Below are 23,349 nucleotides of genomic sequence, written 5' to 3'. Positions count from 1 at the left end.
ATGAGATGACTTTAAAATTATCGTTTTTAGAAAATCCAAACCCTGATGATGTTCAAATATTAACAAATGGAATTAAGGAGTACGCCAAACAACAAAGAGGATTCGAATCCTTAGATTTCTTTGCATGCTTTATTCGTGATGCAGATAATAGCATTATTGGTGGTTGTAGTGGTGGAACCCTCTATGGAGGTCTTCATATCGATAATCTTTGGGTGAGTGAGTCCATCAGACATCAAGGATGGGGAACAAAGCTCATGCAAGCGGCATTGAGGTATGGCAATGAAAAAGATTGTGCTTTTGCAACAGTTAATACTATGGATTGGGAAGCAATAGAATTTTATAAAAAATTAGGATTTGAACTTGAGTTTGAACGGCATGGGTTTCAGAAAAACTCTATATTCTATTTTTTGCGGAAAGAATTTCAGGCAACAAGAGAAATCGGACTCTTAAATGGTGATTCAGTCTCGAGCTTAAGTCAAAAACCAATACTGCCTGTATCAGAATCTGCGGTGATAGAAGAGGTTGTCTCAATAAACAATGCGCCTCATTTTAAGTGGGGACAAAATTGTGATGCATGGTGGTTAAAAAATGATGGTCAGTTTAACGTTCTTTATGAAACGATGCCCTCAGGCAGTTTTGAGGTAAAACATTATCATCAGGAAACAGAACAATTTTTTTATTGTTTGCAAGGACAATTGGTTATTGAGTTTGAAGACTATGAACAGATGTTACAGGAACAGGAAGGAATAAGTATTAAAGCAGGGATAACCCATAAAGTGAAAAATAGTTCTGGAAATTTGGTTTCTTTTTTGGTGATTTCATCTCCTAATCTATCCGGGGATAGAGTTAATCTGGAGTCATAAAGTGCCTTCTGAACTGATTATCCGCAAAGCATTAATTGATGATGCTCAACATCTTCACCCTTTAATGGAGCAATTGGGTTATCCGCAATCGTCTAAGGAGTTGCAAAGACGACTAGAGCTATTTACTAGTGAACTGCATTACGGTGTCCTTCTTGCGGAAATTGCTGGAAAAGTTGTTGGTTGGATTGCTTGGTCTAAGAGTTATCTTTTTGTTTCCGAAATAACAAGATTTCATATGGAAGGCCTTGTGGTCGACCAAGGATATCGTAATCAAGGAATAGGTAAAAAGCTTATGATTACTGTTGAGGAATTTGCCAGAAAGTTTAGTCCCTGTATCATTGATTTGACATCTGGACTTAGGCGAGCGAAAGAGGGCTCCCATGATTTTTACAAATCGCTTGGATATCAGAATGAAGGTCATATGGCGAAACTGTATTTAAGGAAAATGCTGTGAACATCAAAGAATTACACTCTGCTTTAAAAGTTGAGACAGCAACATTAGATGATTATCCTACCATCCAAAACATGGCACGATTTTATGTATATGAACTCTCGCGTGACTGTGGTTTTATTTCAGATGATTGGGCTTTGCCTTCCGATGGCCTGTATGAAAGCTTCGATTTTAAAAAATACTTTGAAGAGCCGACAAGAAAAGCCTTTCTGATTAAAGTTGGTAATGAATTAGCTGGTTTTGCTCTATTAAATCACGAAGGAGTTTACCCTGATACTGCATGGAATATGGGCGAGTTTTTTATTACTGCTAAGTTTCAAGGCAAAGGTTTAGGTTATTTAGTTTCCTCTGAATTATGGAAAATGCATCCAGGCTTATGGGAGGTTTCTGTGATTCCAGAAAATAAGCGAGGGCTTAGTTTTTGGCGCAAAACTATTTCAAAAATTACAATGGGCAATTTCCAGGAAGCAATTAAAACAATCAATTATGATCCGCATCAACCACAACGAGTTATTTTTCGTTTTGATAGTACAGCACATGAATGCAGCAAGCCTTTAGAAAGCAAAAAAGAATATCAAATCCAATTTGTTGATGAACTTGATGAAGCTACGGAAAAACGAATGACAAATGGATTTATTGCCTATGAGGCTCAGCATGGTATTGACGTCAATTATCGACGTTTTTCAGTGACCATTTCTTCTGCCCATGGAGAAATTTTTGGTGCGCTTAATGCCTTTACTGCGTTTGCAGAAATTTATGTGGATGATATTTGGGTAGACAGTGCTTATCGTGGTAAAGGATATGGCAAACAGTTATTACTTGCTCTTGAACATCACTTCAAAGGTCAGGGCTTTAATAATATCAATTTGGTGACCAGTGCTTTTCAAGCTCCAGAGTTTTATAAAAAGTGCGGTTTTATGCCGGAATTTACGAGAATCAATAAAAAAAATCCCAAGTTAAGCAAAACATTTTTTGTTAAATTTTTTAATGAAGAGTCAGAGACGCAAGGCATTCTTAAGGCGGCTCATAGTGAATAGAAGTCAATTAGAAACAATCTGTAAAAAATTAAAGATGAACCAACCTTTTGACTTGCCTCAAAGAGTCTATGGCGGTCTTTTACATAAAATGTGGTATCTGAAGTGCAATGGCTCGCAGTTTGCTGTAAAACAACTCAATAGCAGCATCCAATTGACTGAAGAAGTTAAATCCCAATATGAATTGACAGAACAGATAGCTTTCCAATTTTCCCAGCGTACTATTCCCGCAGTTCATGCTCTAAAATTAGAAAATAATTACTTAATCCTTTCAGAAGATGAGGCCTTTCTTGTTTATCCTTGGATAACAGCAAAAGCATTGGATAAAGACGCTATATCTGAGATGCATGCGCTTAAAATAGCCACTCTTTTGGCTGAAATTCATCCTATTAATCTTAATGTTCCCCAGCTAAGTGCTCAAGAATTTGATATTCATCCCAATGAAAAAATTAGTGTGTTAATAGACCAGTCAGCAAGCAAAAATTTGGTGTTTAAGGAGCAATTAAAAAGTAATCAACGAGTTATAATTGAGCTTAACGATATCTATCAAAAAGCAATACCTATTCTACAAAGTAGTAGTGTAGTAAGCCATGGTGATTTGGATCAAAAAAATGTTTTATGGGATAAAAATGATACTCCATTTCTCATTGATTGGGAGTCTGCGCGAAAACTTAATCCCACTTATGAAATAGTCAATTGTGCTCTTGATTGGAGTGGAATTACTACTCCGCTGTTTAATAAAACTTTATTTATAAAAATGCTAAATACATATGCGTCTTCTGGAATAACAATAAATCAGGATCATTTGGAAGCTGCTTTTTATGGTGTTCTTGGCAATTGGATCAATTGGCTAGTATATAATATAAACCGTTCTTTTAGTTCTGATAAAGAGCAGCAGGACATTGGTATTGAACAGGTGCTTCAGGTTTTACCTACTATTATTCAAGTCAAGGCAAGTATTCCAGAATTAACTCAATTAGTAACACATGAATTAGGAATAACCTTTTAACTTTCGCCAACTTTGATTACCATACCGCATGAAAGTAACTTAAGTTTCAAGGAATGCTTCATGACGAACATCAACAATAATAAAGCTGCATTAGTGACCGGAGCCAGCCATGGAATTGGTCTTGAACTTGCTAAAATTCTTTTAGGTGACGGCTGGGCTGTCTATGGAACAGGGCGGGATGTGAGCAGCTTAGAGGATACTAAAGCGCTATATCCTCGTTTTGTTCCCATTCAATCGGATTTTACTCGCAATAGCGATATCGAACAGGTTGCTAAAATTATTAATGATTCTGGAATACCACTTCATCTTTTAGTTCAAAATGCAGGAATGAAAAGTCCTCCACGTCCGTTGACCGAATACGATTGTGACAGTATTGACGAAGTTTTTCAGGTTAATTTATTAGCTCCAATGAAACTTACGGCACTACTTGCCGCGCAGATGCCTGAGAAGTCTCGGATTTTATTTGTTACATCAAGAGCAGCTACTCTGAAACTTAAAGAAAGTTCAACATACTGTGCCAGCAAAGCGGGTTTGGATGAAGTAACTGCTATTGTGAGAAAAGAGTTAGCAGAGAAAAATATTGGTGTGTCTTGTGTTATTCCAGGGGAAGTGGATACAAGAATTCAAAAAATTTTAAGAGAAACAACTTCATTTCATTTACATAAAATGTTTGATGAGGCTTATCAGTCCGGTCAATTAATAAGCCCGGAAACTTGCGCGGAATTCCTTAAATGGTTTCTTTGCGACTTATCTTTTGATGAATTTAAGCAAAGCAATATGCCTGTTTCCATCTATGAAGAATGGCATCATCCATTTTGGCTTAAAGATAGGAATCAGTTACCTCCTTTTCCTTTCTAATTTGTTTATGAACTTTTACGAGCATTTCCAATAAAAGTTTAACTTTGGAGAATAGATGCTTCGTTTGTTCTGTTCTTTTTTCAAGGCATACTCTCTTATGGGGGATATGCCCCACTCTTTCTATAATTGTTTCCTCAAATAGATCCGATCATGCCCCTCTAAATAATTTTTAATTGTCCCTAAATGCTGATAGCCTTGTTTTAAATAAAATCTTTCTGCCTGAAAAGAAAAAGTATCTAATGTTGATGCTGGAATTCCTCGTTTAATTGCTTCGGCTTCAACGCTGTGCAATAGTTCAGCACCGATACCAAGGCCACGGTATTCTTCCTTAACCCAGAGGACATCAACGTATATTGAGCTTTTATGAGCGTACACAATAGCTCCGCCAATAATAATAGCCTCGTTATCTTTCACATAGATTGAGTAACGCTCTGGTTTGGTTCCTGTAAAAGGTGCATTAAAATTTACTATCCCATCACGAATAATTTTATCTTGCTGTTCTAGTAGCTTAGTGTCTATAACAAGCTCTAGTTGGTAATTTATTTGCGCTTGATTCATGAGTTACATCTTCTATTAGTTTGAATACAATAAATCATTGACAACTTCCATAGTAATTTCGGGTAGTTTTTGCGTTTGATCAATACACTCTTGAATGGTTATAACCGCTTTTCTAATTTCATTGGGTAACATCTCAGATGGGGCATTGTCGCCTGGCCAAGAAGCATCTCGAGTCGCTTTATCAGGCCAACGAGAATAGGCAAGCCACATACCATCGTTAGTTTTATGCAGGCAAGAACCTAATGCGCCGCGATATTGCACAAAATAGGAAGCGACCTGATGCCAGGCCTTTTGATACTCCATCTCAAGCCCCGGCTTAATAAAGGCTCGGTAAATCACAGCAAAACATTTTTTGGAAAGCTGCTTAAATTGTTCAAGTGCTTCTTCAGGTGTTAAATCCCGGGTACCCAAAACATCCTGCGCTTTGAATATGTTTATCCCTATGGGAATTGAAAATTGAGAAGTGAAATACATCTGATCAAGCCCTATTCCAAAAGCACAATCCTCATAACCTAGAACACGAAAGTAATTAATTGGTTGATGAGTTTCATTAGTTAAGACATAGTTTCTAAATTTGGGATTATAAAACCCATAAGTCATGTAATAATGAATACCTTGGCTTTCAAGATGTTGAATGATGTGAACCAAATTTTGATGCAGTTTTTCATGCGAATAAAGTTCAATATACATCCCAGCTTTTTCAAGCGTCGAATGTTCATTCTCTGGATAAGGAGGATTTAGCGCCACAAAATCACCAGGTGTCGCAATCGAAATCACGTCCATAAAATCACCACTTCTGAATGAAACTTGATTTGCATTAAGAAGGTTAGATACTCGGTCAATCTCACTCAAGAACATTTCTAGCGACAAATTTGCATGCTCAAGAAATCGATTAGCATTTTTTCCTTCAAAGAGTTCACCTTCGCGATAGATAATATTCAATTCCTTATCATAAAAAAGGATTCCGCCCCATGAATGATTAATGATGAAAGGGAGCAGTAACGCTTTTTCTTCATCAGTTGTTTGGTTGTAATTCCCAATCACTTCAAGGAAAAAATCTTTCTTCGATAGGGAGGCATCATATTTTTCTATTAAGGCAGTATAAGAAGTTTTGACAAGAGCAGGGTTATCTTTAATTAATTGAAGTGTATTAATCAAAATTTTATTGCTGTCATTGATAATATATTCCTCTGCAAGGCCAATCTCCATTGCGGCCATGCTCCAAGAAGCCGATCCTGCAAAAGGCTCAATGGCTTTCTTGTATTATTTTTGACTCTTATTATTTGCCAATAATACAGAGAAATGCTCATTCAACCAGCTAGTATCAGGGGACATATGCCCTGTCAAATCGGGAAGAGTAAGGTACCTATTTCCGAGATAATGGAGCGGTCCTCCATGATTTTGATTTAATTGAATAGAATTTGAGCTCATAATAGCCACTATGTAGTAAATATTACTATAGAGTCGCACATTTTAACATGAAACAAAAAATTCCTTTATTCTTTATTACTAATTAAGTATTGACCCTCACGTTGCGTGATAGCTTAGAATCATCAATTAAGGAGATGATGCTTATGAACTATTATCAAATTAAAGAAATCAGCCAAATGACCTCTCTCTCAATTCGGTCATTGCAATACTACGATGAAGTAGGTTTGTTAAAACCAACAAAGCGCTCTGATTCTGGCTATCGTTTGTATTCTGAAGCTGATTTACTCATTTTACAACAAATTATCACCTTAAAATTCCTTGGATTTTCTTTATCTACCATCAAAGAAATCATTGGGAATCCAAACTTTAATCTGGCTGCATCAATGAGCCTTCAAGCACGCGAATTGAGCGAAAAGGCTAATAAAATAAATGAAGCAGCCTCTTTGTTAACTTACATTGCCAGTCAATTGGAAATAAACCAGCCAATCAATTGGCAAAGTAGTGCAAAAATTATTGAAATATTGGAGTTAAATACTATGAGCGATCCTGTATTAAAAAAATATCAAGCAGCTAGTGAATCAGAGTTAGGTAAAAAATCGGACTACGATTCCACCTATAATCCTAATCGGCTCTATCCTATCTCCAGAGCGGGTAAGCGGCAAGAAATTGGCATTGATCCTGTTCATCCTCCTTTTGTGGGTTTTGACTGTTGGAATCATTATGAAGTTTCTTGGCTCAACGCAAAAGGAAAACCGATGGTTGGGATTGGTGAAATTTTTTATGATTGTAACTCGCCAAAGCTCATCGAATCCAAGTCATTAAAACTTTATTTTAATTCATTCAATAACACCAAAATAAAAAGTATTAGTGAGTTAGAAAATACGATAAAAAAAGATTTAGAAGTACGTATTGAAGCCCCAGTTTTAGTTAAAATTTATCTTTTGGAGCAAGCAAAACACTACACTGTATCACAAATACCGAAAGGTGAGTGCATCGATCACCTCGATGTTGAATGCTCTGTCTATTTGGTTGAGCCATCATTTCTTAGCGTTCATGATGTGGTTGTGGAAGAACGATTATATTCTGACTTATTAAAATCAAATTGCTTGGTTACGAATCAACCAGATTGGGGAAGCATACAAATTGCTTATAAAGGAAAAAAGATCAATCGAGAAGGCCTATTAAAATACCTTGTTTCTTTTAGAAATCATAACGAGTTTCATGAGCAATGTATTGAGCGAATTTTTGTGGATATTATGAATTATTGCAAACCTGAAGTATTAACAGTCTATGGACGTTATACTCGGCGAGGAGGATTGGATATTAACCCTTATCGCTCCACAGAAAATAGTGCTTTTGATAGAGAAAATATCCGATTAGTCCGGCAGTAATAGAGCTTTATTGCTCTATCCAAGCTCTTAATTTTCCAGCAAATCGGCCTTGTCGACGTAGTGTAGTTGATACGATTGGGTCGATGCTTTTAATTAAGCGATATTCGCCCAACACCGCATGAATAGCCCAACATTGTTCAATAATTGCAATGATCTCAAACAAATGCGCAGATGACTCTATCGACAGCCAGTTTTTAAAACAATCCTCCTGTAATTTCCTATATTGACTGCTCGGTAGTTTTAAATGTTCTGTGGCCCGATACAAGCAATTAACGAATGAGAAAAATGGATGAGTAATGACAACTTCCCCTAAATCAATCAGCGTGGTTTGATGAGTATTTGGATTTACTAAAATATTTTTATCGTGAAAATCGGCATGACCAAATGTATCAGGCACCTTAAAACTGACTAATTGGTCACAAAAGATTTGTACTGTACTCTCTAAATTTTTTAATTGTTTTAATTCCTCTTGAGTTAATCCCTCTCCCATCAATAACTCCTCTTCATTCATTAATTGGTGATAAAGTCTTGGCAATTGTGGTAGACGCCAATCGGGGACACCTAAATCAAGAAACAGGTTTATTTTATTTGCGGAATTTATTTGAAGCATGGTGTAATGATGCATCGTATCAATTAAAAGATTGGGTCTAAATTCCTGTTTAAAGACCTCATGCAAAGGAATGCCCGCATCTTGCATTAAAAAACAGTGAAGTTCCTGATTATGAGCTAAGATTTTTGGAACAGGGGCATTAAATTGTTTATGCAACAACTGAATGACATTGGCTTCTAATGACAATGCAGAGGGTACCCTCTTCAAATAAACCAACCCAAGATTGGTTTGAAAACGACACACTTCTGACCAGGCTGTATGGAGAGTTATTTCGGGTATCAAAGTTTCAAGTTGATATCCTAAATTGCTTAAGGCTTTGAGTGCCCATTCTATGTGAGGATTCTTCATGGTAATTGCCTATGATCCTCGACCACCTCATGAATCGTGCGCAATGCTCTTTTTGCTTCAAAATTCATCTCGGTTTGTTGGTTAACAAGATACATCATCGCTTTCCATAAAGCCCAAGCACGTCCTCGTGCCCAAGTGTTTGGGTCAAGTTCCAGGGTTTCTAAGAAAATTCTCCGACTTTTTCCTTCAAATAATGTCCAGGCAATAGCAAGATCGCAAGCAGGATCGCCGATGGCAAGTTGGCCAAAATCGATAACCGCACTTAATTTTCCTTGAGAAAGTAACAAATTGCCAACACTGACATCACCATGCACCCAAAGGGGTGGATTATGCCAAGAAGTGGATAATGCTTTTTCCCAAATTTCTGTTGCAGCACGGAAATCTATAGTGTCCTTCAAATCTTCGATGGCTTTGCGTGTCTCTGAATCATAGACTGCTAAATCACCGCCGCGATAAAAACTTTGGGGACCGGCAAGAGGTCCACCCATTGAATTGATGCTTTGGAGTGCCTTAAGAAATAGAGCTAAATCATATGCAAACTCAGACAAATCATTAATGGGAGTAACCGCTGCCGTTTCTCCAGGAAGCCAATGATTAATGGACCACTTCCAAGGATACAGTTTATTGGGTTTTCCCATAGCAAGAGGCACAGGTATAGGAAGAGGAAGTTGTGGCCCTAATTTGGGTAACCATGTTTGCTCTTTTTCCACCTGTCCTGCATATTCGGCACTACTGGGCATACGAATGAGCATTTCTGTACCTAAATGAAAAGTTCTATTGTCCCAACCGCTATTGTTTACTGCTTGAATAGGCAGATGACTCCACTGTGGAAATTGTTGAGCAATGAGCTCGCGCACTAAGCTTTCAGTAATGTTCATTTTTTCATTGGATTGTGTGTTTGTCATTGGTACACCATAAAATCGATATTCTACTTCATCAAGCCACTTGCCTGACTCACTCGTTTTGATGTATTCATCTTCAATGATACCACCCATTTTTTCAGCAAGTTTGCGACTAGGGATATTATGTTTTACGACAGGATATTTTAGATAATCATAAGTCAGATTAGTTTCAGCCCACGTTTTTAATAAATTTATTGCTTCAAAACCATAGTGAAATCCATGAGCACTTTTCTTTAACCAAATGCCTAATTCAGGTGTGTTCGTATTTGCTTGGTGTAGGCAGGCATATCCTAAAAAATTCTGGTTCTCTTTATTGATGATGACCAATGCGATTTTTGTGCCTGCCTGCATTTTGATTTGTTGTTCAGAAATGTGCTGATTAATTTCCTCTTGTGTTTTCGGAGCACTTGGCCACATGTGCTCTGTAATTTCAGCAGTAAATTCTTTACATAAATCTTCTGCATATTTTAGTGAAACAGGAATTAACTGAAGGCGTTCGGATTGTAAGGTGAGATGCAGATAGTTAGGCATAGAATACTTACTCGTAGAAATTGTTATCAATGATTTGTTTGTTATTTTAGCAATGAGTATCTTCTCAAGTGAATGCCTGTAAGAGAAAAACATTGCTATTTTTCCCAAAACTAATTCTTCTGTTAGATTAAAATAATAATCCCGTACTTGATACTCACGTAGTTCTACGTATTGATGCATCTTATGGTCTATTTGTATAATTATCGTATTATTTGTATTAGGAGATAGTAAGAATGAATCAACCTCAACGAATTTTTATTGTTGGTCATCATGGTGCCGGTAAAGGATTATTAGCAAATTCCGTAGCCCAATTATTAGGATGGCAATTTGTCGATGCAGATTTAGGATTAGAGTCTCATGTTGGACGTCATTTGTCTGAAATACTCGGAAGCCACGGAAGTGAAGCTTTTTATGAGTGTCAGTTTGACATATTAAAGTCCCTATGCACGCAAGAGCACATTGTTGTAACCACCGATTCCAGTGTTGTTCTAGCTTTAAAAAATTGTCAATTATTGCGAAATGAAATGACTGTATTTTTGGATGTGAGTACTCCGGTTCAGATCGAGCGCACTGCACGCAATCCAGCAAATTTATTGCCTATACCAAGTTTGAGTGATTTTTTTGATCAATTACATGACGAGCGCGATAGTTTATATAAAGAAGTGGCTACACTGACTATTCATGGTGATGATGGCAAATTAGAAGAGCATACGCGTTGTATTTCGAAGGCTATTTTGGGAAATGAAAAAATGCTGCCCAAAAAAACAATTTTGGAGAAAAAAGATTTCACGTTATACCATAAAGTATGTCATACGAAAGTTGATTTATCTGAGCAACAAGCCATATACCTTAAGTTGTTGGCTCAAGGAAAAACGGCTAAAGAAATTGCGCGTGAAGCTCATGTTTCTTATAGGACAGTCGAAGGAATTATTGCTAAATTGATGGACTCTTTAGGATGCTCTTCGAGTAAAGAATTAATTGCTTTATATCATGAACAACCATAAAGCTAAACCTATCTCTTTAAAAATGTTCTAAAATGGATAGGATGATGTAATGCTAACTCTCCTGGAGTATCTATGCCAAAATATGATTCACCTTATTTACAACATCTTATTGAGGAATTAGCTGTAGCGACTTCTACAAAAGAAAATGATCAAATTTGGCAAAGGGTTGAAACACCCATTATTGAAGATGTTCCAAATCAGCCAGAGCAGTGTTTGGTCACTTTTTTATATAGAGAGGAAAGCGATAAAAAAACAATTTATTTATGGTCTACATTTACTGGATTACCTTGTTCTTTGCAGAGTCAATTTAAAGCTATTCCAAACACTGATATTAGATACTTAACTTTGATATTGCCGCGCACTTTTCGCTCTTCGTATAACGTACTCATTGTTGATGAAGATACCCCAAAAGAGCAATTCCCAGAACAAGAAAATACTAAAAGCTTCTACCCCGTTCCAACAGGAAAATTCAAAGAATCACAAATGTTATTAATGCACTTATTTAATCAAGGCTGCGTTCAAACTGATCCAAGAAATAAACGGGAAATAACCTATTACATGGATTATGACAATCCCGGAGAATTTTTTGGCAAGGAATCCATTATTGAGTTACCTAATGCACCAACTTTTGTAACGGATTGTTCTTTAGATAAAGCAAAGGAACATCGTGAGCGATGTAAAAAAGAACATCGATTTTTTTCTTTCGAGCTGAACTTTTTGGAAACCAGTTTAAAAAATGTTCCAGGCTATTACGAAAATCCTGAACAATCGATACGAAAATATTGGGTCTATTTGCCTCCTGATTATGATAAACAGGCGCTATCTTATCCTATGGTTTTGTTCTTAGATGGTAGTGATTATTTAAATCCTATGCCGGCACCTCTTATTTTAGATAAGCTCATTCAAGAGGGAAGTATTCCTCCTTGTGTTGCAGTATTTCTGGAATACTCAAGCATTCATCGTATGCATGAATACAACTGTAATGACGCGTTCACCTCATTTTTAGTGCATGATTTTATTCCGATGTTACATGATAAGAACCAGTTAAATATCACTCAAGACGCAAGATTAATAACGATTGTTGGGCAAAGTGCCAGTGGCTTAGCTGCTTTTTATGCCGCTTTAACTAATCCGACTGTGTTTGGCAATGCTATTTCTTTATCACCTTCCTTGGAAATGCAAAAATTGACTGATTTAGAACAAAAGATTGAAAAACACTATAAAGAAAATCCTAATACTCAATTTATTTTTGATATTGGTACTTATGAAACGATCCCGGTAGACTTAGAATTCGAAGATGGTTCTACTCAATCCATCTCCACGTTTGAAGCGAATCGAAGAATTGCTGATTTAATGGAAAAGAAAGGAATGCTTATCCATAAGTCTGAATTTATTGGCGGTCATAATTATGGTTGTTGGTGTGCCAATTTGCCTGTTCATATAAAAACCATTTTTGAACACAGAAAAGTGGTAATACCCTCACAACAAAACTCAAATCAGATATAATAAACAAAATTTAACGCTAATGGGTCGAAATGATGCGCTACGGCGAATCTTTATAACCATTGATTGCACTTGTTGCTATGGCATCTGGAGTTGGGAAAATAACAATACCCCCGGAGACCATTTCTTCTCATTTTTTGACAACATGGGTAATTTGAATAGCTGGATACACAATGAATCGCCAAGAATTATCTAAAAAAGTGATTGGCATTGCCAATAGGGTTTTACAAGAAAAACAATATGTTTCAAGCATCGATATTTTACTTGGGCTTGGCTACCTATCGCCTAGTATTTTAGAAGATTGGCGACGTGGATGATTTTCTTATTTAGAACAACGGCTACAAGCCAATCTGAACAAATTAAGTTTTGCGATGCAATGTTTCCATCAATGGGCAAAGCAAACCGGATTATTGCTACGAGAAACTGCGTACGTACAAAAAGCGTGCTCGCGCACCATTCATTTAAAATTTAGCAAAAGCGGGCAAGACACTATTGAAAGACGCTATCGCACACATTACATTTCACCAAAACTCACGCAACAAAAACAACAACGGCTAATGGAGAAGGTTGAAAAATCCACTGAACCCGTTGTTTACATTATTGTGATCGAATCCAAATGCACTCAATGTAAAAAAGACCTACCAAAAGGCAGCTTTCTGATGATGGATGAAAACAATCCTTATTGCATGGCCTGTACCCCTTATAAAGACTTAGTTTTCTTGCCTGCTGGGGATGCACTACTTACACGTAGGGCTAAGAAATACTCTGATAAGTCATTAATAGTCGTAAAATTCAGTCGTGCAAGAAAAAGATATGAGCGTCAAGGTTTATTGGTAACTGAAGAGGCGCTGCGAAGAGTTCAAGATCATTCGATGGTTGCATCAATTGATTAAAAGAGCATTTAATATTTTTCTCACAGATGCTCAATCAATCCCAAGTTTCCTGCTTATTTCAAACATGGAAACTACTTCTGCCTATAAATCTCATATCTTTCAAGCATTCCATAGTGACATTGTTTAAGCCCAATATGATGAAATCCACATTTTTCCAAGACACGTTTTGATGCAGAATTCTCTGTTTCCACGAAAGAAACAATTGTGTCTATATTAAGATGATCAAATCCCCATGCTACTAGCGCCCGAGTCACTTCTGTGGCAAACCCTTTTCCCCAGTGTTTTACATGGAAGCGGTAGCCAATTTCAATCTCCGGCTGCAGATCCCAGTGGCCAATGTGAAAAATACCTGCTTGCCCAACAAAATCCCCCGTCTTTTTTTCGAATACAGATGCCATCCCATGGCCGTGCTTTTTTTGATAGGGGATAACCCAATCTAAAAATCGCTGCACATCTTGTTTTGTTGCAGGCGGCTGTGTGGTGTACTTCTGTACCTCAGGATTAGATCGCAGCGCAAGAATATTTTCAAAATCACTGAGTGATGTAAGCTTGATTATCAACCTATCTGTCTCGAGAAAATTTGTCATGAAACATTATCCTGTTATCTGTCCTGATAAATTTTTTTATTTTTCCTTTTAAAAATCATTCACTTCCAGTGGATTGACTACTCCAAGGCTGCCGCTGGTAACATTATTGCTTGACTTAATGTTGCAATACGAACACCAAATGCCACAAGAACAGCTCCCATTGCTTTCACAATATAAAATTGAATTCGGTTTAAGTTCGTTTTAATCGCATGATGCGTCATCATCATACTTAAGCTGGAAAACCAAATCATATGTATGATGGCGATTTCAAAACCATAAGCCATTTCAACCCATAAAGAGTGGTCCGGTTTAACAATTAGAGTAAAAAAAGCCAACAAAAACATAATGGCTTTAGGATTTAAGAGATTACATAGTAATCCTTGGTAAAATGCAGATAACGGTGTGAGTGAAGGTTTAGATTTTTGATCATCTAATTTTGTGATTTCTCGTTTAGCTATCAATCCCTTAATACCAATATAAATCAAATAAGTAGCTCCAAGATATTTAATAATACTAAATGCCAACAAAGATTGAGAAATAATCAAGGCAAGACCAAGAATACAATAGACAGCATGAATCAATAAGCTCACAGAAACCCCTAGTGCTGTATAAATTCCAGTTTTTCTGGAATGGAATAAGGAATTCTTAGTTACTACAGCAAAATCAGGACCCGGAGAGATAGCGGCTAAAATAATTAATAGACTGATGGAGAAAAATTCTTGCATGGCTTGCCTTGATTCAAAGTAACTTAGGGAATCTAGTATACCATACTTAGAATGGTGATATTTTTAGAAGGATAATCAAATCAGTTATAATAAGCGAAGTTTAATGTTTTTGGATTGAAATGATGCATGAATGCGAGTCTTCTTTACAGCCATTGATTGTACTCATTACCGGGGCATCGGGAGTTGGGAAAACAACGCTACTTAAAGAAATCGAACAGCAATATCCCAAGGAGATCATTTCTTCTCATTTTTTTGATAGCATTGGTGTCCCCAGCTTTGATGACATGATCCAACAATACGGCTCAACCGAAAAATGGCAAGAGGTCGCTACAAGACGCTGGATTGAGCGTTTAAGTCAGATTCATGATAAAAAGCTGATTTTCCTTGAAGGGCAATTTAATCCCGAGTTTGCTTTAACACCACTTAAAGAGCATGGCATAAAAAATTATTTACTGATTTGTTTGCATGCGGAGCAAGCCATACGAGAGCATCGGTTGAGTGTGCTTCGCAATCAGCCTGAGTTAGCAGATGTCCACATGAACAATTGGGCTCTATTTCTTAAAGAGAAAACTATTGAAATGGGTGGCGTTATTCTTGATTCTTCGCAGGACAGCATCAATATGCTTGTCATGGAACTTATGGAGTTGGTTAGGAAAAAATTGCAGCTTGAGATTGAGTGTAAAGAAATTTCATTTTCTTATCCCGGATTGTCCAATCTCCTTGAACCAAGCGTTGGATGCCCAACACCTGAAAAAATGAAACAGGTACTTCTATCTTATACTCAACTTGGCCAGCATCTTGTAGGGGCGTTTTTAAAAAATGACTTGGTTGGTGTGATTGGTCTTCATTTAGAGGAGAGTTTTGCCATAATCAGACATATTTCGGTAAATGAAGCATATAGAAACCAAGGAATAGGTAAGAACATGCTGATGTATGTACTCAATCATTTTCCAATACAAACGCTTCGCGCTGAAACAGACGATGAGGCTTACGGTTTTTATCAGCAATGTGGATTTCGATGTGAGGTATTTATGAATAAGCACGGTAAACGTTATGCCTGCTATTTAGACAAAAAATCATAGAGGGTTAGAGATGCGCCGTGGAGAATTAAATTATTCTGATGAACAGCTGATGGATTTTTTATATCAAGGCTATCAGATTATGGCCTCAGAGCTCCATTTTGTTGAGGTGGGGTCTTTTTATGGATTTGTTATTTCAACGAATACGAATAAAAAATATTTTCTAAAAGTTTATCCTGAAGGCCAATCGCTGGTTCCAATCCATCCTACAATTGAATCACTCAATCAGATCGGTATCGCTTTAAATCGATTCAGAAACGAATTTGGCATGAAGAACTTGTCCTATATGATTTCAGATGTTCAGGGTCATTATTGTTTTAGGACCAATGAATTGATTTTGACATTGTTTGACTACATTGAAGGGATTCATCCAGCCTATTCGCCCAATCAGCTCTTGGTCGATAAAATGGGTACTCTTCTATTTCAATTACATCAAATTCCAGTTCATGAGTTCTCATTTTTTGAGACAGAACATTTTGATATCAATTATGCGTTAGGGATAAAGGATTGGATTAACAATGCAGTTGAGGTGATTGAGGATACGCATGCAGAATCGATGTTGTCCCAACTGGAGTGTTATAAAAAGCAATTGTTACAAGGGCTATCTCAATTACAAGAATGGAAAAAGAAGTTCACTCAGCAGCCAGTCCCTTTTGCTCTAACTCATGGTGACCCTCACCACTATAATGTACTACAAACTCCTTTTGATGTTTGGTTAGTTGATTGGGACGGAGTTAAAATTGCACCGATTGAGAGAGATCTTTGGCATTATGAACAGGCTCCATTGACTGAGTTCTATTTAAAATTAAACCCCAAGTGCAGCATTAACCATGAATTGTGTCGATTTTATCAGCTTCAACGATTCTTTGAGGATGGACGCTATTATCTTGAACAGGTTTTGACTGGAAAAAATAGAACTGCTCAGCAGTCAGAAGAGGATAAAAATACCTTTTTAACTCATTGGGGATGGTCATACTGCGTGTAGTATTAGAGCATATAGCTTTAGCCAAGAAGGTCATATTTTCCTATCCTAGATTTACTTCTTAGCTGATAAATAATTTTTCCGCATTGTTGGCATCAATCGCTCAATGGCGTAACGAAGCATAGTTCTTGGCATCCGATACGCATGGCGATTTAAGAATTCGATGAGGATGGATTGGTTGCGTTTCCCAGCCTCTCTTAACATCCAGCCTACTGCCTTATGAATTAAATCATGATTGTCACATAGCAGTTTTTCTGCAAGTTTAAGAGTGCAGTCAAAATGATTGTTTCGAATAAAATACCAAGTAGCGACTATGGCGATACGTTTTTCCCAAAGGTTAGTGCTTTCTGTAAGGGTGAAAAGGAGTGCTTTGTCCTTATCTAATAAATGCGCCCCAACAATCCAATGGGCTGAAGCATCAACCAAATTCCAGTTATTAATCTGATTCATATGAGTTAAATAAAATTGAAAAATCGTTTGTTTTAGACCTGTATCTCCTTTTTGATAATGGATTACTAAAATTAATAGTGCTAATAAGCGTTCTTCATTAATGGGCGAATACAACAATTCTTGTAACAAAGAAAAGGGCAGTAATTGATAACGTTTGGCGACTTTTCTTAAATCAGGGACGCTTACACCCATAAATTGGTCATGCTCTGCATAATCTCCTGGTCCCGTTTTATAATAGATTGTTTTTGGCTGCGAATCAGGTTTTTTGAGTAACTCGAGCTCGCTTCTAAGTGTTTTGAGTGACTCCATCATTTCGGTTTTATTTAGAGTTGTTGTCATAGTTAATGTCTTATGTTGGTTATTTTATGCCTATGTATACTGCACTTTCATGAGGTTTTTTATAGAGCTCAAAATCAGTGAGGTAGGTTCTTTCGTATATTGATTTTTTATTAAAATAGCTCCAAATAGTTTGCCAGGCATTAATGATTGCTGAGGGATTAGGACCGATTGCTTCAAAAACCAGATAGTTGCCCGCTTTTATAGCGACTCTATCTAAGTTCGTAGCTTTAGATTCATTCACAATTTCTATTCCCGCGGTGACTGTATAGTACCCTGATGAGTCGGACTCATAATGGTGGTATACGCCATAAACCGGCTTTTCTTGTTGTGCTCTGATGTTTGAATCAAAGAATTGTTCCCATAGTTGAGGCAGTCTTGCCGTTTGAGGATTAAACTCCTCTTCATTTTTTGTTCTTACACTCATTCCAGTTACTGTAAATTCTTGAATCTGAGTCAATTGGGGGATAATAACAGTCATACGGTTCTCCAAATAGAAGTTTTAATTAATATAAGCCTGCATGGCATTCGCAATGATGCGTTTGTCCTCTTCAGTGATTTTTAATAATCCAAAACGAAAGGGGTATCCCCAATTCTTGTTATTTTTTGTCAATTCAAGTGATTCAATGAGCGCGTGTATGGGAACATCAAATCCTTTATTGGCCCAAAGTACATTGCGTCGAAATGGAAAAAAACCATTGCCCATATCTACCTGGTAGGGGTCGCCAGGTAGAATGATTCCAAGTGCTGTAAATGCTTGCAATTTCTCAATGCCTTTAAAGTGCAGAGTTGGTGAGTAATAGATGATGCAATCACCTGCTTGTATTTTTTTTAGAGGCGCAAGTTTACCGTGGCAAACTTGCATAAAGCCTCCTTCCACTCCAATCCGTACGTGGGACGCGCAGGCGACAGCCAGCCAGTTTTGGTTCATGATCAGTTCTTTGAAAAAAAGCGAATTCGATGACCATCTGGGTCGCAGGTTACAAACGTGTAACCAAAATCCATTGGTGTTGGTTCTTGTATCATTTTAAAGTTCTTCGTTTGATAATTTCTAAAAAGTTCATCAACGGCTTGTTCATCGGGAACCAAAATGGCGAGTTCGCTACCGCCACCCAATGCAGTTGGTGCAGGTAACGCAGAATTTTGAGACCATAATCCTAATCGTAAACCGGATTTTAATAGAAACATGGCGTAATCAGGCTCAATGTGGATAGGCTGGGCATTGAGTAATTCTGAGTAAAAACGTGTACTGTTTTCTATATTGCTCACATAAAATAGAACTAAATTGGGGTCGAATGTCATGATTTCTCCTGTTTTTTATTTCGTTAAATTCATTGGGGAATATAAAACAGACTCATGACAGTTTTTGTCAGCATTATTCAATAGGATTGGGGAATATTATGTAGGGTGCGCCACTTCTTTAAAAGGGATTGTCGGCGTTCGGAATATTTTTGTTCTTTAATGGATAATTGAAGAATTCTATCGGTTCTGAAGTGGCGGAAGTCCTGCCTAAGTTCACACCAACCCACCATGAGATGCGCTTCATCAAAAAAGCCGAGCGCAATAGGCCAGAGTATTCGTGTCGAATGATTGTTTTGGAGATCTTGATATTCTAATTCGATTTTTCGCTCTAAACGTATCGCTTTGCGAATGAGAATAAGATCACTATCCTTACTTTCGGCACATTTTCCTGGGGGAACTAAGAGTCCTGAAGTTTCTAGTTGGTGTTTTAATTCAGTAGGAAGGACTGCTGAAATTTTTGCAAGCACATTTTGAGCTGCGATTTTAAGTTGAGTATCCGCTCGTTGTGCAACCCAACGTGACCCTAGCACCATTGCCTCAATTTCATCATCTGAAAACATCAAAGGAGGCAACATAAAACCAGATTTAAGCACATAACCAACACCGGGCTCGCCTTCAATTGGCGCGCCTAAGGATTGTAAGGTTATTATATCTCGGTAAAGAGTCCGTAGGCTCACGCCTAATTCTTCTGAAAGATTTTTGCCACTCACGGGTAATCGATGACGTCGTAGTAATTGAATTAAATCAAATAAACGTTCAGTTCGAGACATTATTGTAATAAATACTGCTGCCAAATCATGTCAGTAGTGTATCATGAATACTTATAGAACTAATAATTTGCTTATTATGATTATTCTAATAGCAACGAACCTTGGGTTTAATGCATGCCCTCAAGAAACGCTTTAAAGCCACCTGCGATCGGGCTATGCTGATTGGGATAGTAGGCCTGGTAGGCCTGTCGATCCACACTTAGTATAAACTGATTAGACGCGAGTATATTCCAAAATAGCCGGATTTGTTTCGCTAAAAGGAATGCACTTAATAACCGTTCCTTTGTCGCTAATCCTAACCATTTTTCGAGGCAAGCATCTTGAAGTTTCTGGTATGTTGAATCACCTTCTGTTACTCCATAGTGAGTAATCGATTGTTCTAGACAGGTATGTAACGAAAAAAATGGATGAATGATCGCGGTCTCTCCCCAATCAACAAACGTCATTCTTTTAGTAATTGGGTCAAGAAGAACATTCTTATCATGAAAATCGTGATAACCTATGGTTTCAGGAATCCTAAAGCTTGCTAATAATTCGCACTGCGCTGAAAATTTCGGACTTAGACTGTGTAATGTTTGCAATTCTTTATCCGTTAGACCCTCTGCTTTTAAAAAAGCAGTTTGCTTTAACATGTGATCATAAAGAAAGGGTAATTGATTTAATCGCCAATCAGGTACGCCTAGTTTGAGAAATGTCGCGATACATTCTTCTGCGCTGAGTTGGATTGTGGCATATTGCTTTATTGCTTGGCATAATAGCTCTGGCTTGAAGTTGGTTTTAAGCGTTTGACGCAAAGAAATACCCGCATCCTTCATTAGAAAACAATGTAAATCCTCATTAATTTCAATTATATCGGGCACATTGGCATGGAATTGGGATGACAATACTCGAATGATTTTGGGCTCATTAGATAGAAAAAGAGAGGGTGGTGTTTGTTTTAAATAAAAATTCTCTGTTGATGTTGCAAATCGGATCACATGAGACCACGGTGTTGACAATACAATTTCTGGTGAGTGCTCTATTGAGTAGCCATTAGAAACCAGGTAATCGGTTCCCCATTTGAAAAGTGGTAGTAGATTATTCATTTTTGGAAGTTAAAATGCATAAAAAATGACGAGAAAAATATAAGTCTTACTTAACATAAAAAACTTCCCTTTAAATAGTTACCAAGAGAATATTATACATAAAAAAGCGAGTCTCAATAGAATAGTAAAAGCAGGATAAAATAATGGAACAGCAAGATGATTTACCTATATCCGTGGTATAAACAAAAGGATAATGGATTAATTCTTAGTTTGCTTATTCAACCCGGTGCCAAATGCAATCAAGTAGTAGGTGCTGTTGGAGAGGAACTAAAGATAAAAATCGCGGCACCTTCTATTGAAGATAAAGCCAACATGGAATTAGTGCGATACCTGTCTGTCTTATTCAAAGTCCCTAAAAGTCAAATTAAAATAAAGAGAGGCCTTAAGTCTCGACACAAGATCATTGAAGTCATTGGTTGTGGTGTTGATGCTCTTCAGTGGTGTAAAATTTAAAGAATGATTTTAAATAATGAGCCTAAAATGCTGGATACAACAATAATTGAGAACAATTGGCGCTCTCGTGGCTTTAGTTTTGAGCTTTGGGAAGATCCCCCAGGTCAAATTTGGAAGGATTTTAGGCATGAAACGGATGAGTTATTCATGTTGCTTGAAGGTGAAGTTATTTTAACCGTGGACAATAAAACGTTAAAACCTGCTATTGGAGAAGAAGTATTGATTCCAGCAGGAGTAGATCATACGGTTCAAACCAGTTCCACCACAGGAAGCCGTTGGTATTATGGTTACAAAATAAGAAGGTAAGGGAATGACACAAAAGAAAATATCATTAGAAAATGGTCAATCTTCACAATTCTAGAGGATTATTTTGTATTCAAAGAATTGCGTTATCAAGGTCCAAAAAAAGCATTCAAGTATTTAGAAACACACGATCCAGAGACTTTATCATTATTTGATGAGGCCATAACGAATATCGATAATTTGGATGCCTTAAATAGGCTAATTACAAGAGTTATAAAGATAGACAAAACGTAGGATAATTATGCCAGAATTAGATATTGAAATTATCAAAGATAATCCAGAGTACTTTCTTGTGAAAAGGTATCTATTATTTTTATTTAGAGTGCCTAGTAATGAAATTTAATATTTATATTAAAATTTTGACTGCGTTCTTTGTGATTTTTTTAATTCTTGTTTTGGCATTTTTTAAATATTTAAAGTCAGTTGAGACAAAGATAGTTGTTAATGCTGGAAAAACGACCTCGCAAGGGCTTTTAATTAGTTTAGAAAAAGAGTTAATTAATAACCCGAAATCAAACTGGGATGCGATAATAAAGAAGAAAACAGATAATGTTATTCATCTTATAGCAATCGACAGTCTAAAACTCACTCTGGTGCAGAATAATCAATTAAATAATGGTGAAATCATTTTTTTATCAGGTACAACCTATCAATTTCTAAACGAGGTAATTGTAGAACATACTGCGTATAAAAAAATTGGTAATACCCCATATGCATTAGCTTACAATTTTTCAGATCCTGGCGAAATTATTTTTAATTATATGAATCCTGTTTTAAAACAAATCGTTCAACATTTATTATCAAAATCAAAAAATACCTGGAGTAATGAACTATTACATTTAGAAAAAATATATGGTTTCCCTCTCCATGTTTATAAAACTAAAAGTAAATACTTACCAGGTAATATAATTAATTCTTTATCAACAAAGCGTCTAGTATTTGAAACAAATAAAAACTCGTCACAAATTGTTATTCTCTATTATAGTTTTAGTGGTGGAATACTCAAAATTGGCCCACTAAGCTATCTGCCAGTTATGGCAAGAATCAGTGATGTTATGTACTATTTTATAGGAACTTTCTTTTTTATATCCCTTTGTCTTATTGCCTTATTTTCATTGCTTTTTGTTAGAAATATGAAAAAGGTGTATCAGATAACTAAAAATTTCAGTCAAGGGAACTTTGATTTTCATCGGAAAATAGGTACTACCTCTGTTTTGTATGGGCTGTATAGAAATATCATCCAAATGGGTGAGCAATTAAAAGAACTGATTGAATCACATAAACAATTGTGCCGGTTTGTCGCGCATGAAATTAGGACCCCTTTGTCAACCATACAAATGGCGACGGATAGTATCAAAAGGAAAAACGCTGAAGATGCATTGCTCAATAAACAGATAAACAGCATACAAGAAGATATTGCAGATATGAATCGGCTCGTCAGCACTTTTTTGATTTACTCAAAAATGCATTCAAACGAATTGAAATTAAAACAGTCTGAGACCGATATAATAGTATGGTTAAGAAAGTTATTAGAGTCTTATTCTTCCTCAACATTTGAAATTACATTTCATTCTAATGAGTTAAATTCTTTGAAAGCATACATAGATGAAAATATTTTAAAACATGCTGTTACCAATTTGATTACAAATGCCATGAAATTTGCAGAGCACACTATTTCTTTAACCATTTCGCTGGATAATAGTCATATTTTACTTCACGTAGACGATGATGGCCCAGGCTTGCCGGATGATGGTGCGGATGACATTTTTTCTGAATATACAATTGCTGAAGACGCAGGAATTGGAGATAAACATATTGGGTTAGGATTAGCTATTGTTAAAAAAGTTGTTAATCTCCACGGAGGAAAGGTCATGGCTACACAATCACCGAT

Annotated in this window: 27 protein-coding genes and 1 pseudogene; 16 read left to right on the top strand and 12 right to left on the bottom strand. The window is 36.7% G+C overall.

The window, feature by feature from the left end:
* Positions 1 to 5 precede the first annotated feature (5 nt).
* Genes B5D33_RS14925 through B5D33_RS14905 form a run of 5 tightly spaced genes read left to right on the top strand, consistent with a single transcriptional unit; the run spans position 6 to position 4,215 of the window.
* Positions 6 to 863: a GNAT family N-acetyltransferase gene (locus B5D33_RS14925; protein WP_058453044.1), complete on the top strand. Its 858-nt coding sequence runs from the start codon at positions 6 to 8 to the stop codon at positions 861 to 863.
* A gap of 1 nt (position 864) precedes the next feature.
* Positions 865 to 1,317 carry a GNAT family N-acetyltransferase gene (locus B5D33_RS14920; RefSeq protein WP_078767496.1) on the top strand — a complete coding sequence of 151 codons (453 nt, stop codon included), beginning with the start codon at positions 865 to 867 and terminating at the stop codon, positions 1,315 to 1,317.
* On the top strand, positions 1,314 to 2,351 hold the full coding sequence (locus tag B5D33_RS14915; RefSeq protein WP_058453045.1) for a GNAT family N-acetyltransferase: 1,038 nt from the start codon (positions 1,314 to 1,316) through the stop codon (positions 2,349 to 2,351). The genes B5D33_RS14920 and B5D33_RS14915 overlap by 4 nt, the downstream gene beginning before the upstream one ends.
* Positions 2,344 to 3,357 carry an aminoglycoside phosphotransferase family protein gene (locus B5D33_RS14910; protein WP_058453046.1) on the top strand — a complete coding sequence of 338 codons (1,014 nt, stop codon included), beginning with the start codon at positions 2,344 to 2,346 and terminating at the stop codon, positions 3,355 to 3,357. Before B5D33_RS14915 ends, B5D33_RS14910 begins: the two co-directional genes overlap by 8 nt.
* A gap of 60 nt (positions 3,358 to 3,417) precedes the next feature.
* Positions 3,418 to 4,215, top strand: coding sequence for an SDR family oxidoreductase (locus B5D33_RS14905; RefSeq protein WP_078767495.1), 798 nt, complete (start codon positions 3,418 to 3,420; stop codon positions 4,213 to 4,215).
* 120 nt (positions 4,216 to 4,335) lie between these two features.
* Here B5D33_RS14905 and B5D33_RS14900 read toward each other — a convergent pair whose 3' ends face one another.
* On the bottom strand, positions 4,336 to 4,773 hold the full coding sequence (locus B5D33_RS14900) for a GNAT family N-acetyltransferase (RefSeq protein WP_058453047.1): 438 nt from the start codon (positions 4,771 to 4,773) through the stop codon (positions 4,336 to 4,338).
* A gap of 15 nt (positions 4,774 to 4,788) precedes the next feature.
* Positions 4,789 to 6,024 carry a DNA adenine methylase gene (locus tag B5D33_RS14895; RefSeq protein ID WP_261341543.1) on the bottom strand — a complete coding sequence of 412 codons (1,236 nt, stop codon included), beginning with the start codon at positions 6,022 to 6,024 and terminating at the stop codon, positions 4,789 to 4,791.
* A 314-nt stretch (positions 6,025 to 6,338) separates the two neighbouring features.
* Here B5D33_RS14895 and B5D33_RS17010 point away from each other — a divergent pair.
* Together B5D33_RS17010 and queF are read left to right on the top strand one after the other, a co-directional pair.
* Positions 6,339 to 6,497 (top strand): annotated as a pseudogene (locus B5D33_RS17010) (MerR family DNA-binding transcriptional regulator); the annotation flags it as partial.
* Positions 6,498 to 6,740: 243 nt separating this feature from the next.
* Positions 6,741 to 7,595, top strand: coding sequence for an NADPH-dependent 7-cyano-7-deazaguanine reductase QueF (queF, locus tag B5D33_RS14890; RefSeq protein WP_058453076.1), 855 nt, complete (start codon positions 6,741 to 6,743; stop codon positions 7,593 to 7,595).
* Positions 7,596 to 7,602: 7 nt separating this feature from the next.
* Here queF and B5D33_RS14885 read toward each other — a convergent pair whose 3' ends face one another.
* Both B5D33_RS14885 and B5D33_RS14880 read right to left on the bottom strand, forming a co-directional pair.
* A complete protein-coding gene (locus tag B5D33_RS14885) occupies positions 7,603 to 8,553 on the bottom strand; it encodes an aminoglycoside phosphotransferase family protein (RefSeq protein WP_058453048.1) in 951 nt (316 codons plus the stop codon).
* A complete protein-coding gene (locus tag B5D33_RS14880) occupies positions 8,550 to 10,166 on the bottom strand; it encodes a GNAT family N-acetyltransferase (protein WP_230308831.1) in 1,617 nt (538 codons plus the stop codon). The genes B5D33_RS14885 and B5D33_RS14880 overlap by 4 nt, the downstream gene beginning before the upstream one ends.
* A gap of 53 nt (positions 10,167 to 10,219) precedes the next feature.
* Here B5D33_RS14880 and B5D33_RS14875 point away from each other — a divergent pair, with 53 nt between their 5' ends.
* The 4 genes from B5D33_RS14875 to B5D33_RS14865 all read left to right on the top strand — a co-directional run bounded on the left by B5D33_RS14875 (position 10,220) and on the right by B5D33_RS14865 (position 13,386).
* Positions 10,220 to 10,990 carry a shikimate kinase gene (locus B5D33_RS14875; RefSeq protein ID WP_058453049.1) on the top strand — a complete coding sequence of 257 codons (771 nt, stop codon included), beginning with the start codon at positions 10,220 to 10,222 and terminating at the stop codon, positions 10,988 to 10,990.
* A gap of 72 nt (positions 10,991 to 11,062) precedes the next feature.
* Positions 11,063 to 12,496 carry an alpha/beta hydrolase gene (locus B5D33_RS14870; RefSeq protein WP_058453050.1) on the top strand — a complete coding sequence of 478 codons (1,434 nt, stop codon included), beginning with the start codon at positions 11,063 to 11,065 and terminating at the stop codon, positions 12,494 to 12,496.
* 170 nt (positions 12,497 to 12,666) lie between these two features.
* Entirely contained in the window at positions 12,667 to 12,810 is a 144-nt protein-coding gene (locus B5D33_RS16895; RefSeq protein ID WP_234802527.1) for a hypothetical protein, read from the top strand.
* 54 nt (positions 12,811 to 12,864) lie between these two features.
* Positions 12,865 to 13,386 (top strand): hypothetical protein, encoded by a 522-nt coding sequence (locus tag B5D33_RS14865; RefSeq protein WP_234802526.1) that lies wholly within the window; start codon positions 12,865 to 12,867, stop codon positions 13,384 to 13,386.
* Between the two features lie 71 nt (positions 13,387 to 13,457).
* Here B5D33_RS14865 and B5D33_RS14860 read toward each other — a convergent pair whose 3' ends face one another.
* Complete coding sequence (locus tag B5D33_RS14860; RefSeq protein ID WP_058453051.1) at positions 13,458 to 13,973, bottom strand: GNAT family N-acetyltransferase; 516 nt, start codon at positions 13,971 to 13,973, stop codon at positions 13,458 to 13,460.
* A gap of 77 nt (positions 13,974 to 14,050) precedes the next feature.
* The gene (locus B5D33_RS14855) at positions 14,051 to 14,698 is read right to left on the bottom strand and encodes a LysE family transporter (RefSeq protein ID WP_058453052.1); all 648 of its coding nucleotides are present in this window, start codon (positions 14,696 to 14,698) and stop codon (positions 14,051 to 14,053) included.
* Positions 14,699 to 14,817: 119 nt separating this feature from the next.
* On the opposite strand from B5D33_RS14855, the gene B5D33_RS14850 reads away from it, so the two are divergent.
* Positions 14,818 to 15,780 (top strand): GNAT family N-acetyltransferase, encoded by a 963-nt coding sequence (locus B5D33_RS14850; RefSeq protein ID WP_230305498.1) that lies wholly within the window; start codon positions 14,818 to 14,820, stop codon positions 15,778 to 15,780.
* Positions 15,781 to 15,790: 10 nt separating this feature from the next.
* Positions 15,791 to 16,762: a phosphotransferase gene (locus B5D33_RS14845; RefSeq protein ID WP_058453054.1), complete on the top strand. Its 972-nt coding sequence runs from the start codon at positions 15,791 to 15,793 to the stop codon at positions 16,760 to 16,762.
* Positions 16,763 to 16,813: 51 nt separating this feature from the next.
* Here B5D33_RS14845 and B5D33_RS14840 read toward each other — a convergent pair whose 3' ends face one another.
* From B5D33_RS14840 to B5D33_RS14815, 6 genes are all read right to left on the bottom strand, one after another.
* Entirely contained in the window at positions 16,814 to 17,548 is a 735-nt protein-coding gene (locus B5D33_RS14840; protein ID WP_058453055.1) for a DNA alkylation repair protein, read from the bottom strand.
* 19 nt (positions 17,549 to 17,567) lie between these two features.
* Positions 17,568 to 18,026 (bottom strand): GyrI-like domain-containing protein, encoded by a 459-nt coding sequence (locus B5D33_RS14835; protein WP_010655410.1) that lies wholly within the window; start codon positions 18,024 to 18,026, stop codon positions 17,568 to 17,570.
* Between the two features lie 21 nt (positions 18,027 to 18,047).
* Positions 18,048 to 18,476 carry an EVE domain-containing protein gene (locus B5D33_RS14830; protein WP_029489149.1) on the bottom strand — a complete coding sequence of 143 codons (429 nt, stop codon included), beginning with the start codon at positions 18,474 to 18,476 and terminating at the stop codon, positions 18,048 to 18,050.
* Positions 18,477 to 18,478: 2 nt separating this feature from the next.
* Positions 18,479 to 18,847: a VOC family protein gene (locus tag B5D33_RS14825; RefSeq protein WP_058453056.1), complete on the bottom strand. Its 369-nt coding sequence runs from the start codon at positions 18,845 to 18,847 to the stop codon at positions 18,479 to 18,481.
* A 77-nt stretch (positions 18,848 to 18,924) separates the two neighbouring features.
* Positions 18,925 to 19,617, bottom strand: coding sequence for a helix-turn-helix transcriptional regulator (locus B5D33_RS14820; protein ID WP_058453057.1), 693 nt, complete (start codon positions 19,615 to 19,617; stop codon positions 18,925 to 18,927).
* 107 nt (positions 19,618 to 19,724) lie between these two features.
* Positions 19,725 to 20,702, bottom strand: coding sequence for a phosphotransferase (locus tag B5D33_RS14815; RefSeq protein ID WP_058453058.1), 978 nt, complete (start codon positions 20,700 to 20,702; stop codon positions 19,725 to 19,727).
* Positions 20,703 to 20,858: 156 nt separating this feature from the next.
* Here B5D33_RS14815 and B5D33_RS14810 point away from each other — a divergent pair, with 156 nt between their 5' ends.
* The 3 genes from B5D33_RS14810 to B5D33_RS14795 all read left to right on the top strand — a co-directional run.
* Positions 20,859 to 21,155 (top strand): DUF167 domain-containing protein, encoded by a 297-nt coding sequence (locus B5D33_RS14810; protein ID WP_010655405.1) that lies wholly within the window; start codon positions 20,859 to 20,861, stop codon positions 21,153 to 21,155.
* Between the two features lie 27 nt (positions 21,156 to 21,182).
* Positions 21,183 to 21,461: a cupin domain-containing protein gene (locus B5D33_RS14805; RefSeq protein ID WP_230305499.1), complete on the top strand. Its 279-nt coding sequence runs from the start codon at positions 21,183 to 21,185 to the stop codon at positions 21,459 to 21,461.
* Between the two features lie 329 nt (positions 21,462 to 21,790).
* Positions 21,791 to 23,349: sensor histidine kinase (locus B5D33_RS14795; protein ID WP_078767493.1), on the top strand; the 1,559-nt coding region annotated here is incomplete at its 3' end.

This window comes from Legionella maceachernii (assembly GCF_900167045.1).
Lineage (GTDB): Bacteria > Pseudomonadota > Gammaproteobacteria > Legionellales > Legionellaceae > Tatlockia > Tatlockia maceachernii.
The sequence above is the reverse complement of the archived record's forward strand: the minus strand, read 5'-3'. Positions and strand labels throughout refer to the sequence as shown.